We start from the raw sequence: 14,411 nt of genomic DNA, 5'->3' as shown, positions 1-14,411 counted from the left end.
GGCTTGGCGGCCGGAGCCGGCGCCTGAGCGGCGGCCACGTCGTCGGCGCGCGGGTGCAGGCCCTGCAGGTAGCTGGACAGCGAACCGATTTCCTCGTCGGTCAGCTGCTTGGCCACGCTGGCCATGATGTTGAACAGGTGCGGGTCCTTCTGCGCCGTGGTGCCGGCGCGGTATTCCTCCAGCCGGCGCTGCGAGTAGGCCGCCTGCTGGCCGGCGATGTGCGGATAGGCCGGGCCGGGATTGCCGGCGCCGCCGGGGCCATGGCAGGCCATGCAGGCCGGGATGCCGCGGGCCTTGTCGCCGGAGCGGAACAATTGCTCGCCGACCTGGTAGAACTTCTTGTCCTTGTTCGGACCGGCCGCGATCACGGTGTCGTCGGCGACGCCGGCGCCGGACTTCTGGGTCGCGAAATAGGCGCCCAGGTCGCGCGCGTCCTGGTCGCTGAGCGCGTCGGCGTAAGGCTTCATCGCCGCGGCCATGCCGGTGTTGCGCTCGCCGCTCTTGAACAGGGCGATCTGGTGCGCGATGTAGCGCTCGCTCTGGCCGGCCAGGCGCGGGTACTGCGGATCGGTCGGGTTGCCGTCGAGGCCGTGGCAGGCGGCGCAGGTGCCGGCCTTGGTCGCGCCCGCCTTGACGTCGCCCCACACCGGCTTCGGGCTGCCGGACAACGGCGCGGTCTGGACCGGTTCCTTGTCGGGAATCGGGGTGACCGTGGTCTGTGCATACGCAACGGCGGCAGCCGCGAGGGCGACGAGGCCGACGAGGCCGAAGACGCGGGCTTGGCTCATGTAGCTGGGCTCCGAACTACTGGCTTGCTGCGGGATGGGCTGGCGGACGGCTGGCGCCCGGCGCGGCACGCGCGCCGGAACCTCGGAATTATCAGGGTCGGCCCGGACCGGGTCAACGCGGGTTCAGGCGCCGGCGGCGCGCCGAGGCGCCGGCGCATGCGATCCTAGTGCGATGACCAATCACCTCGCCCGTGCCCGCTACCTGCTGTCGGCGCACAACCACAAGCAATTGCCGCCCGACGGCGGCTACGAGGTCGCGTTCGCCGGCCGCTCCAACGCCGGCAAGTCCAGCGCGCTCAACGCCCTGTGCCAGCAGAACGCGCTGGCGCGCGTGTCCAAGACCCCGGGCCGCACCCAGCAATTGGTGTTCTTCGACGTCAGCCCGCCTTATCGCGGCCCCGAGCCGGCGCCGGAACCGGACCGGTTCCTGGTCGACCTGCCGGGCTACGGCTACGCCAAGGTGCCGCAGAACCTGCAGGCGCACTGGCAGGCGTTTCTCGACCGTTACTTCGAAACCCGCCAGGCGCTGCGCGGCCTGGTGGTGGTGATGGACATCCGCCATCCGCTCAAGGACTACGACCGGCACATGATCGGCTATGCCGCCGGCCGCGGCCTGCCCGCGCACGCGCTGCTGACCAAGGCCGACAAGCTCGGTCGCGGCCAGCAACAGCAGCAGCTGATGGCGGTGCGCAAGGAACTGCAGTCCGCGTTCGGCGACACGGTCAGCGTGCAGACCTTCTCCGGCGAGTCCAAGCAGGGCGTGGACGAAGCGCGCGCGGTGGTGATGGGCTGGCTGGGGTTGAACGAAGCGCCCGCCGAGGCGGCGCCCGCGCCCTGAGCGCCGTCGGCGTGCCCGCGCGCGGCGCTCAACCCGGCGCGCGCGCCACGTACACGCCGTAGCCCGGCAGTCGCAGGCGGCCGGCCTCGACCGTGCCGGACGGCAGGCCGTGACCTTCGTCGACGCTCCAGGCCGCGCGTTCGCCGAGTTCCAGCGCGACCGGGGCGGGGCCGAGGTTGAACGCCAGCAGCATCGCCTGCGGGCCCTCGCCACGGACGAAGGCCAGCACCGGTTCGGGCGTGTCGAGGAAGGCGATCGCGCCCTGCAGCAGCGCCGGATAGCGCTTGCGCCAGGCGAGAAAGCGGCGCAGGCGCTGCAGCGGCGAGTCCGGATCGCGCTCCTGCGCGGCCACGTCGAGGCCGCGGTGCGCATCGGCGATCGGCAGCCAGGGCGTCGCTTCGCTGAAGCCGGCCAGTGCGCTCGCGTCCCACGGCATCGGGGTGCGGCAGCCGTCGCGGCCCTTGAAGGTCGGCCAGAACGCGATGCTGAACGGGTCGCGCAGGGCCTCGAACGGCAGTTCGGCTTCCGGCAGGCCGAGTTCCTCGCCCTGATACATGCATACCGAGCCGCGCAGCGAGCAGGTCAGCGCGCTGAGCATGCTGGCGAACTCCGGCGGCGTCCCGCCGCGGCCCCAGCGCGACACCACGCGTTGCACGTCGTGGTTGGAAATCGCCCAGCAGGGCCAGCCTTCGCGCATGGCGGACTGCAGGGTCTGGGCGGTGCCGCGGATGTGCGCCGCCGAATAGTCGTCGGTCAACAACTCGAAGCTGTAGCCCATGTGCAGGCGGCCGTGGCGCGTGTACTCGTCCATGGTCGCGATCGAGTCTTCCGAGGAGATCTCGCCCAGCGACACCGCGCCCGGGTAACGGTCCAGCAAGGCGCGCAGGTCGGCGAGGAAGTCCAGGTTCTCGGGCTGGTTGTTGTTGTAATAGTGATACTGGAACGCGTAGGGATTGTCCGCGCTGAAACCGCGCCCGACCCGGAGTTCCGGCGGCTTGGGCGGGTTGTCGCGCAGTTGCGCGTCGTGGAAGCAGAAGTTGATCGCGTCCAGGCGCAGGCCGTCGACGCCGCGGTCGAGCCAGAAGCGCACGTTGTCCAGCACCGCCGCGCGCACCGCCGGGTTGTGGAAATTGAGGTCCGGCTGCGAGGACAGGAAGTTGTGCAGGTAGTACTGCTGGCGGCGCGGTTCCCAGCGCCAGGCCACGCCGCCGAACAGCGACATCCAGTTGTTCGGCGCGGTGCCGTCGGCACGCGCGTCGGCCCAGACGTACCAGTCGGCGTAGTCGTTGTCGCGGCTTTCCCGGCTGCGCTGGAACCACTCGTGCTGGTCGGAGGTGTGGCTGAGCACCTGGTCGATCATCACCCTCAGGCCCAGCGCATGCGCCTTGGCCAGCAGCCGGTCGAAATCCTCCAATTGCCCGAACAGCGGATCGACGGCGCGATAATCGGCGATGTCGTAGCCGAAGTCGGCCATCGGCGACTTGAAGAACGGCGAGATCCAGATCGCATCGACGCCGAGGCCGGCGACATAGTCGAGCTTGTCGATGATGCCGGGCAGGTCGCCGACGCCGTCGCCGCTGAGGTCGCGGAAGCTGCGCGGGTAGATCTGGTAAATGACCGCGCCGCGCCACCATGCGTCGTTGGGTTGGGCGGCGGCGGTCGGAAGGCTGGCGGCTGGCAAGAGAAACCCCTGATGGTGTGCGGTCGGCGTGCTGCGTCGCCGCGATGCGCGGCAGCTTACCGCCGCCGGTTGCGGGCGCCGTCGCAACTGCATACGTATTCATGGCCGCGCGGCCGGAAGAACTGCGACATGAATGCGACTGCCCGCCATGAATACGTATGCAGAACCCGCTGTGCGGCGAGCGGCTTGCCTAACATGCGCTCGGACCGAGGGCGCACGCATCGCCCCGGCGGACGCAGCGCGACGACAGTGCGCGCGCGCCACGACACACAGCGCTTCTGGAGGGGAGCATGTCGACACTCAAGCCGGCTACGCCGCAATCGCAATTCAACCGCCACCTGCTGACCGCGGCCCTGGCCTCGCTCGGGCTGTGCAGCTCGTGGACGGTGTGGGCCGCCGACGCTCCCGCGCCGCAGGACGCGCCGGCCGCCGCGCACGAACTCGACGCGGTCCAGGTCACCGGCAACCGCCGCGTGCAGTCGATCCAGAAGTACGCCGGCACGATCCAGTCGTTCAGCGGCGAGGACCTGACCAAGCTCGGCATCAACACCGATTTCCGCAACCTGCAGGCGGTGGTGCCCGGCCTGCAGATCACCCGCCAGGAAGGCAAGTACGAGATCTTCCTGCGCGGCATCGGCGCGGCCGACTCGGACTTCTCCTCCGATCCGTCGGTGGCGACCTACTACAACGGCATCTACCTGCCGCGTCCGCGCTCGATCGGGCCGATGTTCTTCGACGTCGACCGGATCGAGGTCAACAAGGGCCCGCAGGGCACGGTGCGCGGCCGCAACGCCACCGGCGGCTCGATCAACGTGATCTCCAAGCGCCCCGAGCTGGGCGTGACCAGCGGCGGGCTCAAGGTCGGCGCCGGCAACCACGATTTCACCACCGCCGAGGGCGTGCTCAACCTGCCGATCGGCGAAACCTTCGCCCTGCGTGCGGCGCTGTTCGACGAGGAGCGCTCGTCCTACATCGACAACGGCTATCCCAAATCGCTGTTCGGCGCCGAGGGCCCGGGCGCGATCGACAATCAGGCCTTGCGCCTGTCGGCGCTGTGGGAGCCGAACGACAAGTTCTCGGCTTACGTGATGCTGGACAAGGTCACCGAGCGCGGCACCGGCGACCCGGGCCTGTTCGCCGAACGCGGCCTCGCCGCCGGCTACGACATCGGCGATCTGTCCGACCCGTTCCGCCAGTACTTCCGCACCCAGGGCAAGACCACCAACGACATCGAAGGCATCGCCGCGACCTTCACCTACGCGTTCAACGACGCGGTGTCGGTGGAGTTCAACACCTCCTACCGCAAGTACGACTTCTATAACCGCAACGCCTCGCGCGAGTGGCAGCTGGGCCCGGTGTACCCGGGCTCGGACCGCGAGGCCTACCACAACCCCGAACGCCTGGCCTGGTACGACACCTTCTATCAGGCCGACAAGTCCAGCTCGACCATCAACGAACTGCGCTTCTTCGGCGACACCGGCAAGCTGATCTGGTCGGCGGGCCTGTTCAACTACGAAGAGAAGTACGACTACGTGTCCTGGGACGTCGGCAACGGCTACTTCGGCGATTGCGACTGGTGGCGTCCGGGCACGATCTGCGGTTGGCAGGACGGCCTGGGCGGCGAGAACCGCGGCGACAATTCCAAGGTCGAATCCAATGCGGTGTACGGCGACTTCAGCTTCGCCGCGACCGATTCGCTGCGCCTGATCGGCGGCGTGCGCTACACCCGCGACAAGAAGATCGCGCGCGAATCGAACCTGAAGTACCAGTTCGTGATTCCGGAAGGCCTGTTCCAGCAATTCACCGGCCAGCCGGTCAATACCGCCACCAACCCCTACACCACCGGCCTGGTGCTGGGCTCGCCGGGCTTCCGCCTGGCCGCGCCGGGCGGGCGTCCGGGCGGCGATCCCAGCGTATGCACCGGCTGGACCCCGGCCGAACTGCGCTGCGACCCGGGCGCCAACACGCTCGACTACTTCCTCGGCGGCTTCGCCGGCTTCGGCGTCGACGACAACTGGGCCCAGTTCCTGCGCCAGAACCGCGACCAGATCCAGGTCATCGCGCGCTCGGACTTCCCCGGCGGCCGGAGCGAGGACGTGTACAAGGACAGCTACGTCGACTGGCGGGTCGGCTTCGAATACGACCTCTCGCCGCAGGTAATGCTGTACGGCACCGTGTCCACCGGCACCCGATCCGGCGGCATCAATCGGCCGCTGTCGCTCAACGACGGCACCGCGCTGGCGCCGACCTTCGAGCCGGAAGAGCTGACCTCGTACGAGGCCGGCATCAAGGGCGACTACGTCTGGGGCGAAACGCCGGTGCGTTTGAATGCGTCGGTGTTCTACTACGACTACCAGAACAAGGTGCTGCAGAACCTGATCGACGTGCCGGCGCCGACGCCGACCAACCCGAACGCGACCAGCCGCCAGGTGTTCAACGACAACGCCGCCAACGCCAGCGTGCTCGGCCTGGAACTGGAAGGCCGGGTCGGCCTGCCGTACGGCTTCGACCTGGGCTACAACTTCACCTACCTGGATGCGACCTTCGACGACTCCAAGGTGCTGGACACGCGCTCCGGCGGGCTCGGCCTGATCGTGCCGCTGGACGGCAACCGCCTGCCGAACACCTCCAAGTACAACGCCAATGTCAGCTTGTCGCAGACCATCGACATCGGCCGCGGCGCGTTGAGTTCGTTCGACTGGACGGTCAACCTGACCTATCGCTCCGACTACTACCTGACCGCGTTCAACAGCCGCGGCTTCGGTCTGGACGCGGCCGGCAATGTGATCGAAGTTCCGCTCGCCGACATGGCCTTCAACAACGGCTCCAACCCGGCCGCCGGCGGCGGCCCGGCCAGCGGCCTGGCGATGCGCGACGACGTCGACGGCTTCCTGACGGTCAATGTGTCGGCCGGCCTGAACTTCGGCAGCGACAACCAGTTCCGCATCGACGGCTTCGTCTCCAACCTCACCGACGAGGTCTATTCGGGCAAGGGCTTCATCAACAACGCCACCAACATCCGTTACTTGAATACGCCGCGGATGTACGGGATCCGGTTCTCGTCGCAGTTCTGACCGGATAAGAGCAAGGCAAAGGCGAATCCCCCCGGCCCCCTTTTTCAAAAGGGGAGCCGGATGCGGACGCTCGGGGTGCGACGTGGTGTGATCGGCGTCGCCGCCCTGCTTGTCGCCCCCCCTTTGACAAAGGGGGGGGGCGAGGGGGATTTGCTTTTGACCCGGCCTCGTCCGTCCGGCGCGGTTGTCCCAACCCGCTTCATGCCAGTATCCAAGCCATGACCGATCGCCACGACGCTCCGTCCCGCAAGCCGCAGCTGTCGTTCTGGCAGATCTGGAACATGTGCTTCGGCTTCCTCGGCATCCAGTTCGGCTTCGCCCTGCAGAACGCCAACGTCAGCCGGATCTTCCAGACCCTCGGCGCGGCCATCGACGACATCCCGATGCTGTGGATCGCCGCGCCGCTGACCGGCCTGATCGTGCAGCCGATCGTCGGCTATCTGTCCGACCGCACCTGGAGCCCGAGTCTGGGCCGGCGGCGTCCGTATTTCCTGATCGGCGCGGTGCTGGCCTCGCTGGCCTTGCTGGCGATGCCCAACGCGCCGTTCCTGTGGATCGCGGCCGGCCTGCTGTGGGTGCTGGACGCGTCGATCAACATCTCGATGGAGCCGTTCCGCGCGTTCGTCGGCGATCAGCTGCCGCCGCGCCAGCGCCCCACCGGCTATGCGATGCAAAGCTTTTTCATCGGCGTCGGCTCGGTGGTCGCCAGCGCGCTGCCCTACGTGCTGGCGCACTACGGCGTCGCCAATACCGCCATGCCCGGCGAGGTGCCCGACACGGTGCGCTACGCCTTCTACGCCGGCGGCGCGGTGCTGCTGCTGTCGGTGGGCTGGACGGTGCTGAGCACGCGCGAGTATCCGCCCGAGCAACTGGCCGAGTACGACGAAGCGCCGCCGGCGCCGCCGCATCCGCCGCGCGACCGGGTGCGTTGCCTGCTGCTCGGCGCGGCCTGGGCCACGGTCGGCGCGATCCTGGCCGTGGCGATCTCGATGGCCGCGCTGGACCGCCAGTTGTACGTGTTGGCCGGCATGATCGCCGCGTTCGGCCTGGCCCAGTGCCTGCGCGGCGTGGTGGGCGAGGGCAGCGGCTTCGCCAGCGTCATGGACGACCTGCACGGCATGCCGCCGACCATGCTGCGCCTGGCGGTGGTGCAGTTCTTTTCCTGGTTCGCCTTGTTCGCGATGTGGATCTACACCACGCCGGCGGTGACCCAGTTGCACTACCACAGCAGCGACACCGCTTCGGCCGCCTACAACGACGGCGCGAACTGGGTCGGCGTGCTGTTCGCCGCCTACAACGGCTTCGCCGCGCTGGCGGCGGTGGCGATTCCGTGGATGGCGCGGCGCTGGGGCCTGCGCTGGAGTCATCTGGTCAACGTCTGCCTGGGCGGCGCCGGGCTGATCTCGATCGCGTTGATCCGCGACCCGCAGTGGTTGCTGCTGTCCATGCTCGGCGTCGGTTTCGCCTGGGCCTCGATCCTGTCGCTGCCTTACGCCCTGCTGTCGGACAGTTTGCCGGCGGCCAAGATGGGCGTGTACATGGGCATCTTCAACTTCTTCATCGTCATTCCGCAGCTGGTCGCGGCGAGTTTGCTCGGCTTCCTGCTCAAGACCTTCTTCCACGGAGAGCCGGTATGGGCATTGGTGATCGGCGGCGCGAGCCTGGTCGTCTCGGGCCTGTGCGTGCTGCGAGTGCGCGAGCCGGGCGCATGAGCCGCTTGGCGTTGGCCGCGCTGGCGCTGGTGCTCGCCGGTTGCGCGACGGCCGGGTCGAGCGCGCCGGCGCCTGCGCGCGACTATTACGGCACGCTCGAACCGATGGCCGCCGACGCGGTGTACTTCGTGGTCACCGACCGCTTCGTCAACGGCGATCCGAACAACGATCAGCGCGAGCAGGGCGGCCCGGACCCGGCCACGCGCAGCTTCGACCGGCCGGTCGCGGGCGCGCCGGCCGGCGAGAGCGACAACATCGGCTATCTCGGCGGCGACTTCAAAGGCCTGCTCGACAATGCCGGCTACATCCGCGACATGGGCTTCGGCGCGGTCTGGCTGACGCCGATCGTCGACAACCCCGACCAGGCCTTCACCGGCGGCGAGGCGGTGACCTGGGGCGGCGCCTTCCAGGACCGCGGCAAGACCGGCTACCACGGTTATTGGGGCGTGGACTTCTTCCGCCTCGACGAGCACCTGCCCAGCCCGGGGCTGGATTTCGCTGCGTTGACCGCGGGCCTGAAGCGGCATGGGCTCAAGACGGTGCTCGACATCGTCGCCAACCACGGCTCGCCCTCGTTCACGATGCCGCAGGATCAGCCCAAATACGGCGAAATCTACCGCGACGGCGTGTTGGTCGCCGACCACCAGAATCTGCCGCCTGAGCGGCTGGACCCGCAGCGCGAGCCGCTGCACCGCTTCTTTCGCCCCCAGAAGGATCTGGTCCAGTTGTCCAACCTCGACGACAGCAACCCGGCGCTGCTGGAGTACTTCGTCGATGCCTACTCGCAATGGCTGGATCAGGGCGCCGACGCGTTGCGCATCGACACCATCCGCCACGTGCCGATGCCGTTCTGGCGCAGTTTCGCCGCGCGCCTGCGGGCCAAGCGGCCGGGCTTGTTCATGTTCGGCGAGGCCTTCGACTACAAAGCCGAGAACATCGCGCCGTTCACCTGGGCCGAGAACGGCGGAGTCAGCGTGCTCGACTTTCCGCTCAAGGAACGCCTGGCCGAGGTGTTCGGCCGCGGCCGCGCCGATTACGCCCGCCTCGACGAGCGCCTGTACCTGCAGGACGGGCCGTACGCGAACCCGTACGAACTGATGACCTTCTACGACAACCACGACATGGCGCGGCTGGACGCCAGCGACGAAGGCTTCATCGACGCCAACCACTGGCTGTTCACCGCGCGCGGCATCCCGGTGATCTATTACGGTTCGGAAACCGGCTTCCAGCGCGGCCGCGCCGAGCATGCGGGCAATCGCAACTACTACGGCCAGGCGCGGGTCGATGCCGGAGCCGCGCATCCGATCCATGCCGCGCTCAAGCGCATCGCCCGCGTGCGCCGCGACTCGCCGGCCCTGCAGCGCGGCTTGCAGTTGAACGTGCTGCTGCAGGGGGACCGCGCCGCGTTCTATCGCGTCTACCAGCACGGCGACACGGCGCAGATCGCGCTGGTCCTGCTCAACAAGGGCGATGCGCCGGCGGACTTCGTGGTCGCGCAGTACCTGCAGGCGGGCACCTGGCGCGCGGCCTTCGGCGGCGCCGAGACGGTGATCGGAAAGGGCGAAAGCCTGCGCGCGCAGGTGCCCGCGCACGGGGTGCAGGTCTATCTGCTCGACGCACCGGTACGCGATCCGGGCCTGGCCGCGGCGTTGGATCGGGCCATGGCCCACGCCCGCCGGCGCTGATCGCGCCTGCGGGGCCCCAGTCTGCGAAACCGGCCGGAACGGCTTCCCCTCTTTCGAAAAAGGGGCTAGGGCGATTTGCTTTTGCTTCAACGCCTACCCGTCGCCTTGGACGCGAGCGCGGTAAATCGCTCGCTTAGTACGGGCAGCGGTGCGGTATTGCATCGCCGCGACTGTTGCGGCTTATGACCGCAGGACGTTTCGCGGGACGCGGGCTCCCGCAACGGGCGGCAACGCCCGCTTAGCCGGCGCCGCAGGACTTGCGCACCACCAGCGAGGTCGGCAGCCGCACGCTGTGGGCTTGCTCGCCGTGGATCAGCTTCATCAGCGTGTCGACCAGCAGCTCGCCGGCCTGCTTGGTATCCTGGAAGATCGTGGTCAGCGGCGGGTGGGCGAAGCGCGCCATCGGGATGTCGTCGAAGCCGACCACCGACACGTCTTCCGGCACGCGCAGGCCGTGTTCGGCGAGCGCACGCATGGCGCCGATCGCGATCAGGTCGCTGGCGGCGAAGATCGCATCGAACGGCAGCCCGCGTGCCAGCAGCTCGCAGGCAGCCGCGTGGCCGGCGTCTTCGGCGCTTTCCGCGTCGACCTGCAGGGCGCGGTCCAGCGTCAGCCCCGCGGCGGCCAGGGCCTGCTCGCAGCCGAGGTAGCGGTCGAGGAACTCGGGATAATGGCTGGAGGCGTCGCCGAGGAAGGCCACCCGCCGCCGTCCCAGCGCCAGCAGATGCGTGCCGGCTTGGCGGCCGCCGCCGAGGTTCTCGCAGCCGATCGACAGCCCCGGCTGGTCCGGCAGCACCGCGCCCCAGCGCACGAAGCGGGTGCCCTGTTCGACCAGTTTCTGCAGCTTGCCCTGGTAGGCCAGGTAGTCGCCGTAGCCGAGCAGGATCAGGCCGTCGGCCTTCATGCTGTCCTCGTAGTCGCCGGCCCAATCGTCGGACAGCTGCTGGAACGAGATCAGCAGGTCCTGGCCGTGGCGGGCGCAGGCGCGGGTGATCGAGCCGAGCATGGACAGGAAGAACGGGTTGATATGCGACTCGTCCGGGGTCGGGTCCTCGAACAGCAGCATCGCCAGCGTGCCCGAGCGCTGCCGGCGCAGGCTGGAGGCGTGGCGGTCGACCTTGTAGTTGAGCTCGCGCACCACCGCTTCGACCCGGCGCCGGGTCTCGGCGTTGACCAGCGGGCTGCCGCTGAGCACGCGCGAGACGGTGGCCTGGGACACGCCGGCCAGATGGGCGATGTCGACCGAGGTGGCTTTGCTCTTCTTGCGCATGGGCCGCAGTGTAGCTCTGGGGCGGGGATTGGGGATTCGGGACTAGGGATTCGCAAAAGCGGGCGGCCAGGTTCCGCTCTCTCCCTGATCCCCAATCCCGAATCCCGGCCTCACCGCGGATCCATCCAGGCGCGCAAAGCGTCGACGGCCACGTTGATCGCCACGATCAGGGCGCCGATCGCCAGCACCACGCCCAGCACCAGGGTGTAGTCGCGGTTGAGCGCGCCCTGGACGAAATAGCGGCCCATGCCGGGGATGCCGAACACCTGCTCGACCACCGCCGAACCGGTGACCACGTTGATCAGCGCCGGCGACAGCCAGGCCGCGACCGGCAGCAGCGCCGGCTTGAGCGCATGCGCGAACAGCAGCCGGGTTTCCGACAGGCCGCGGGCGCGCGCAGCGGTCAGGTAGTCGGCCGACAGCGTCTCCAGCAGCGAGGCGCGGGTCAGGCGCGCGCAGTAGGCGATGTTGGGCAGGGCCAGGGCGATCACCGGCAAGACGATGTTGTCCCATTCGCCCCAGCCGCCGGCCGGCAGCCAGTGCAGGCCGACCGCGAACACCAGCACCAGCAAGGGGGCGACGACGAACTTGGGCACCGCCAGGCCGAGCCCGGCCAGGCCCATCAGCAGCCGGTCGGTCCAGCGGCCGGCGCGCAGCGCCGCCCACACGCCCAAGCCGATGCCGAGCAGCAAGGCCAGCAGCAGGGCCAGGCCGCCGTTGAGCATCGACACCGGCAAGGCGTTGGCGATCAGCTGGTTGACGGTGTAATCGGGATATTGGAACGAGGGCCCGAGGTCGCCGCGCACCGCGTCGCCGAGCCAGGCCAGGTATTGCATCGGCAAGGGCTGGTCGAGCCGGTACTGGGCCTCGAGCGCGGCCTGTACCTCCGGCGGCGCGGCTTTTTCGCTGTCGAACGGGCCGCCCGGCGCGGCGCGCAGCAGCACGAAGCACAATGTCGCCAGCAGCCACAGAGTGATCGCCGCCTCCAGCAGGCGCGAACCGAATCGGGCCAGCGCCGGCCGCATCAGACCTGCACGCCGAACAGGCGCCCGACCAGGGTCGCCGCGGCCATCGCCAGCGCGCCCCAGAACGCGACCCGCAACGCGCCGCGCAGCACCGGCGCGCCGCCGGCCCAGGCGGCCAGCGCGCCGGACAGGAACAACGCGGCCAGGGTGGTCGGGATCGCCACCGCCTCGACTTCGCCCGCCGGCGCCAGCAACACCGCGCCGATCGGCAGCGCGGCGCCGCAGACGAAGGCCAGCGCCGATGCCGCCGCGGCCTGCAGCGGCCGCGCGCGCAAGGTTTCGGTGATGCCCAGTTCGTCGCGGGCGTGGCTGCCGAGCGCATCGTGCGCGGTCAGCTGGCGCGCGACTTCGTGCGCCAGTTCCGGGGTCAGGCCGCGACGCACGTAGATCCGCGCCAACTCCTCCAGTTCGCTGGCCGGGTCCTCGGCCAGTTCGCGCCGTTCCACCGCGATATCGGCGCGCTCGGTGTCGGCCTGCGAACGCACCGACACGTATTCGCCGGCGGCCATCGACATCGCCCCGGCGACCGCGCCGGCGATGCCGCTGGTGAGGATCGCGGCGGCGTCGGCGCCGCTGGCGGCGACGCCGACCACGAGACCGGCGACCGAGACGATGCCGTCGTTGGCGCCGAGCACCGCTGCGCGCAGCCAGCCCACGCGCTCGGAACGGTGGGTCTCGGAATGGCGGCCCAGCGATTGCGGGCGAGAGGCGGATGCGTTCATGGGCTCAGGCTCAACCAGCGGCTGGCGTGACGGTCCAGGGCGTTGGGCTGGAAGCCGCGCACGCGCTCGGAAACCAGATGTTTGGAGGTATAGAAGTACAGCGGGATCGCGGCGTGATCGTTCAGCAGGCGCTGCTCGGCGGCGCGCAGCCAGGCGTTGCGCGCGGCGTCGGTGGCGGCGGCATCGGCGCGCGCCAGCCGCTCGCGGTAGCCGGCGTCGTCGTAGCCGGTCCAGTTGAGCGGCCCGTCGTTGCCGAACGCGGCGAGGAAGTTGCGCGCGTCGGCGAGGTCGCCGATCCAGCCGCCGCGGAAAGCCTGGGTGATCGCGCGCTGCTTGCGGTTCTGCACGAACACCTTCCATTCCTCGTTGCGCAGCCGCACCTGCACGCCCAGGGTCTGCCGCCACATCGCCGCGACCGCCAGCGCCAGGCGCCGGTGCGGGGTCGAAGTGTTGTAGCGCAGCTCCAGGGTCAGCGGATTGCGCGCGGAATAGCCGGCGTAGCGGTACAAAGCGCGCGCATGCGCCTCGCGCTGCGCCTGCGGCAGGTCCGACCAGGCGGCCTGGGCCGGGGTGTAGCCGGCGATGCCCGGCGGCACGATGCCGTAGGCCGGGGTTTCGCCCAGGCCGGTCACGTAGCGGGTCAGCTTGTCGCGGTCGACCGCCATCGCCAGGGCCCGGCGCAGCGCCAGGGCGCGGTCGTCGCAGCGCGTCGCGCCGGCGGCGCAGGGCGCATCGCGAAACGGCGCGCGGGTGGTGTTGAGGCCGAGCCAGAACGCGCCCAGATAGGGCGACAGGCGCAGTTGCGCGCCGAAGCGCCGGCGCAGCGAGACCAGCGGCTGCGGCGGCACCACCTCGGTGATGTGCAGGTCGCCGGCGGCGAAGCGTTGCAGTTCGGCGGCGGCGTCCTCGGTGACGTGGAAGCGCACGCGCTCGATCGCCACCGCGGCGGCGTCGTGGAAGCGCGGGTTGCGCCGCAGTTGCAGATTGGCCTGCGGGGTCCACGCGGCCAGGGTGTAGGCGCCGTTGGAGACCAGCTGCCCGGGCCGGGTGTGCTGGGCGCCGTGGCGCCGCACGGCCGGCAGGTACACCGGGAACGCGATCGGCAGGGTCAGCAGGGCCGGCAACGAGGCGCTGCGATTGAGCCGGAATTCGACCGTGCGCGGGTCCGGCGCCGACACCCCGAGCCGTTCCGGCGCGACCCGGCCGGCCTGCACCGCCTGGGCCTGATCGAGGGCGTCGAACAGTTCGCCGAACGGCGCTGCGGTGGCCGGCGCGAACGCGCGGCGGAAACTGGCGACGATCTGGCCGGCGTCGAGCGCCTCGCCGTTGCTCCAGCGCAGCCCCGGGCGCAGCACGAAGCGCCAGGTGCGGCCGTCGGCCGAGACCGTCCAGCGTTGCGCCATGCCCGGCACCAGCCGGCCCTGCGCGTCTTCGGTGACCAGGCCTTCGTACAGGTCGCGCAATACGTTGCCGCAGGCGACTTCCTGGCAACGGTGCGCGTCCAGGGTGCTCGGTTCCGGGCCGTTGCCGCGCTCCAGCTGCGTCTGCGCGCTTTGCGCCGGCGACGGTTGGGCAGGCACGGCCGGTGCCGCCAGCGCCAGTAGCAGGGCCGAACC

At 69.7% G+C, this 14,411-nt stretch carries 10 protein-coding genes; 4 read left to right on the top strand and 6 right to left on the bottom strand.

The window, feature by feature from the left end:
• A partial coding sequence (locus TX83_RS04215; protein ID WP_064746680.1) for a c-type cytochrome occupies positions 1-788 on the bottom strand: 788 nt, incomplete at its 3' end.
• 172 nt (positions 789-960) lie between these two features.
• Between TX83_RS04215 and yihA the strand changes: the two genes are divergently transcribed.
• Entirely contained in the window at positions 961-1,626 is a 666-nt protein-coding gene (gene yihA / locus TX83_RS04210; RefSeq protein ID WP_064746679.1) for a ribosome biogenesis GTP-binding protein YihA/YsxC, read from the top strand.
• Positions 1,627-1,654: 28 nt separating this feature from the next.
• Here the strand turns inward: yihA and TX83_RS04205 are convergent, their stop codons facing one another.
• Positions 1,655-3,307, bottom strand: a complete 1,653-nt coding sequence (locus tag TX83_RS04205) for an alpha-glucosidase (RefSeq protein ID WP_064746678.1) — start codon at positions 3,305-3,307, stop codon at positions 1,655-1,657.
• A 290-nt stretch (positions 3,308-3,597) separates the two neighbouring features.
• On the opposite strand from TX83_RS04205, the gene TX83_RS04200 reads away from it, so the two are divergent.
• The 3 genes from TX83_RS04200 (at position 3,598) to TX83_RS04190 (ending at position 9,778) form a co-directional block, all read left to right on the top strand.
• Entirely contained in the window at positions 3,598-6,381 is a 2,784-nt protein-coding gene (locus TX83_RS04200) for a TonB-dependent receptor (RefSeq protein ID WP_064746677.1), read from the top strand.
• A 218-nt stretch (positions 6,382-6,599) separates the two neighbouring features.
• Positions 6,600-8,093, top strand: a complete 1,494-nt coding sequence (locus TX83_RS04195; RefSeq protein WP_064746676.1) for an MFS transporter — start codon at positions 6,600-6,602, stop codon at positions 8,091-8,093.
• Positions 8,090-9,778, top strand: a complete 1,689-nt coding sequence (locus tag TX83_RS04190; protein ID WP_064746675.1) for an alpha-amylase family glycosyl hydrolase — start codon at positions 8,090-8,092, stop codon at positions 9,776-9,778. The genes TX83_RS04195 and TX83_RS04190 overlap by 4 nt, the downstream gene beginning before the upstream one ends.
• Positions 9,779-10,016: 238 nt before the next feature.
• Here the strand turns inward: TX83_RS04190 and TX83_RS04185 are convergent, their stop codons facing one another.
• From TX83_RS04185 to TX83_RS04170, 4 genes are all read right to left on the bottom strand, one after another.
• The gene (locus TX83_RS04185) at positions 10,017-11,048 is read right to left on the bottom strand and encodes a LacI family DNA-binding transcriptional regulator (protein WP_064746674.1); all 1,032 of its coding nucleotides are present in this window, start codon (positions 11,046-11,048) and stop codon (positions 10,017-10,019) included.
• Positions 11,049-11,158: 110 nt separating this feature from the next.
• Positions 11,159-12,073, bottom strand: coding sequence for an ABC transporter permease subunit (locus TX83_RS04180; RefSeq protein WP_064746673.1), 915 nt, complete (start codon positions 12,071-12,073; stop codon positions 11,159-11,161).
• A complete protein-coding gene (locus tag TX83_RS04175; RefSeq protein ID WP_064746672.1) occupies positions 12,073-12,795 on the bottom strand; it encodes a VIT1/CCC1 transporter family protein in 723 nt (240 codons plus the stop codon). Before TX83_RS04175 ends, TX83_RS04180 begins: the two co-directional genes overlap by 1 nt.
• Positions 12,792-14,375: a peptide ABC transporter substrate-binding protein gene (locus tag TX83_RS04170; protein ID WP_064746671.1), complete on the bottom strand. Its 1,584-nt coding sequence runs from the start codon at positions 14,373-14,375 to the stop codon at positions 12,792-12,794. The genes TX83_RS04175 and TX83_RS04170 overlap by 4 nt, the downstream gene beginning before the upstream one ends.
• Between the last annotated feature and the right edge of the window lie 36 nt (positions 14,376-14,411).

Source organism: Lysobacter antibioticus HS124 (genome assembly GCF_000336385.2).
Taxonomy (GTDB): domain Bacteria; phylum Pseudomonadota; class Gammaproteobacteria; order Xanthomonadales; family Xanthomonadaceae; genus Lysobacter; species Lysobacter firmicutimachus.
Note: the sequence above shows the minus strand (reverse complement) of the source record. Positions and strands in the feature narration are given on the sequence as shown.